The sequence below is a fragment of the Microcoleus sp. T3_A4 genome (genome assembly GCF_036700465.1).
In the GTDB taxonomy this organism is placed as follows: domain Bacteria; phylum Cyanobacteriota; class Cyanobacteriia; order Cyanobacteriales; family Microcoleaceae; genus Microcoleus.
In genome coordinates, this window is record NZ_JAUBOY010000131.1 from 1 (window position 1) to 1,539 (window position 1,539).

A 1,539-nucleotide genomic window follows, 5' to 3' on the forward strand; every position below is an offset into this window, starting at 1 on the left:
CCCTCAAGCAAAAGTGATCTCCCCACAGCACAATCGAAGGGATGAGAGAACCAACAACAGGCAAAAAAATACCGGGTCAACTCTGCTGGAGTTGACCCGGATGGCGGAAGATAGGGAAGTCTCACCAACCCGATCAACCGCTATGAATAATGTTGTCACTCAATTGCTTGAGTTTCGTCAAGCCATCTACAACAATCTACGTAAAGCGCAAGATGCTACCTTTGAGTTAATGGATGCGCTCTTGTTAACTAGAACAGCTCAAAGTTTAGCCGACTTATCATTATCTTGTGTGTTTCGCCGTCAATGGCCAAGCGTTTACGAAGCATTACAAGACACTCGACCAGATCGACAACAATTAATGAAACTTTACATCCAACAACTCCCGCGATCGGAACGAATTGTCCTCGCGGGCGACCATACGAGTTGGTCAAGACCGTTCGCCAAAACACTGAAAGAACGTACTTACGAACATTCCCCATCACAACTGGGAGGTCGCGGGCGTGACTGTAGGATACGGTTACAGTACATTGGCGTGGATACCTGAAGCACAAGGAAGTTGGGCCTTGCCACTGTTACACGAGAGAATTACCAGTTGGGACAGTCCAATTTCTCAGGCTGTTCAACAATTATCGAGTGTCAGTTCTCACTTGCCGTCAAGAGCGCTATCGTTGTGGGACAGCGAATACGGCTGTGCGCCGTTTGTAAATCAAACCGCAGAATTGCCGGTCGATAAACTGATGCGCCTGCGGTCGAATTTATGTTTGTGGGGGCCACCGCCTGCTTATGGAGGCCAAGGTAGACCTAAAGTCCACGGCGAGCGATTCAAACTCAACGACTCTACAACTTGGAGTTCTCCCGCACAACAAGTTGAGGTGGATGACCCAGATTTAGGTCAATTGCGAATACGGGTGTGGCACAATTTACATTTTCGCTTGTCCCCCTCTCATGAGATGTCGATTCTGCTGGTGGAACTCCTCGGCTGCTGATGGCTCTACCAGGATTGGGAAGCCGATGTGGTTGGCGTTTGTCGGGTTAAAAATGCCTGCTGTCACAGAAATTTGGCGACTCTATTTACGAAGATTTGCGATCGACCACTGGTATCGTTTTGCTAAAAATCGCCTGCATTGGACAGTTCCTGCGTTCAGCACGCCCGCTCAATGCGACCGTTGGAGCGATTTAATGCCGATTGTTACTTGGCAACTATGGTTGGCCCGTCACTTGGTGGCGCAACGCCCTCTGCCGTGGCAGAAATCTCTGGTCAAACTCACCCCTGGGCGGGTAGCTCAATCTTTTGGAAGTATTTTAGCCCTGTTAGGCACACCAGCTCGAGCTCCCAAACAGCGAGGTAAATCGGACGGTTGGATTAAAGGGAAACAACGACGGCGCAGAATTCGATATCCTGTGGTCAAAAAAGGGTTTTCTCGTCCCAGAAAAACCGCCAAAAAGTTCCCCTAATCCGAAGTTTTCGATCGCTCATCTTTTAGTGCATTCAATCTACAGTAATGCGCCTCTTTATTCTGTCTTAGTCTAAACTCCAGT

At 48.8% G+C, this 1,539-nt stretch carries 3 protein-coding genes; all 3 read left to right on the forward strand.

The features are described from left to right. A partial coding sequence (locus QUA07_RS29855; RefSeq protein WP_333332855.1) for a transposase occupies positions 1 to 544 on the forward strand: 544 nt, incomplete at its 5' end. Continuing rightward, the gene (locus QUA07_RS29860) at positions 501 to 986 is read left to right on the forward strand and encodes a transposase (RefSeq protein WP_333332859.1); all 486 of its coding nucleotides are present in this window, start codon (positions 501 to 503) and stop codon (positions 984 to 986) included. The genes QUA07_RS29855 and QUA07_RS29860, both read left to right, overlap by 44 nt. Before the next feature lie 25 nt (positions 987 to 1,011). Continuing rightward, on the forward strand, positions 1,012 to 1,455 hold the full coding sequence (locus tag QUA07_RS29865) for a hypothetical protein (RefSeq protein ID WP_333332862.1): 444 nt from the start codon (positions 1,012 to 1,014) through the stop codon (positions 1,453 to 1,455). The last annotated feature ends 84 nt before the right edge of the window (positions 1,456 to 1,539 follow it).

Coding starts and splice junctions, on each gene's coding strand:
- QUA07_RS29865 (WP_333332862.1), top strand. CDS start 1,012: ATGTGGTTGGCGTTTGTCGGGTTAAAAATGCCTGCTGTCACAGAAATT.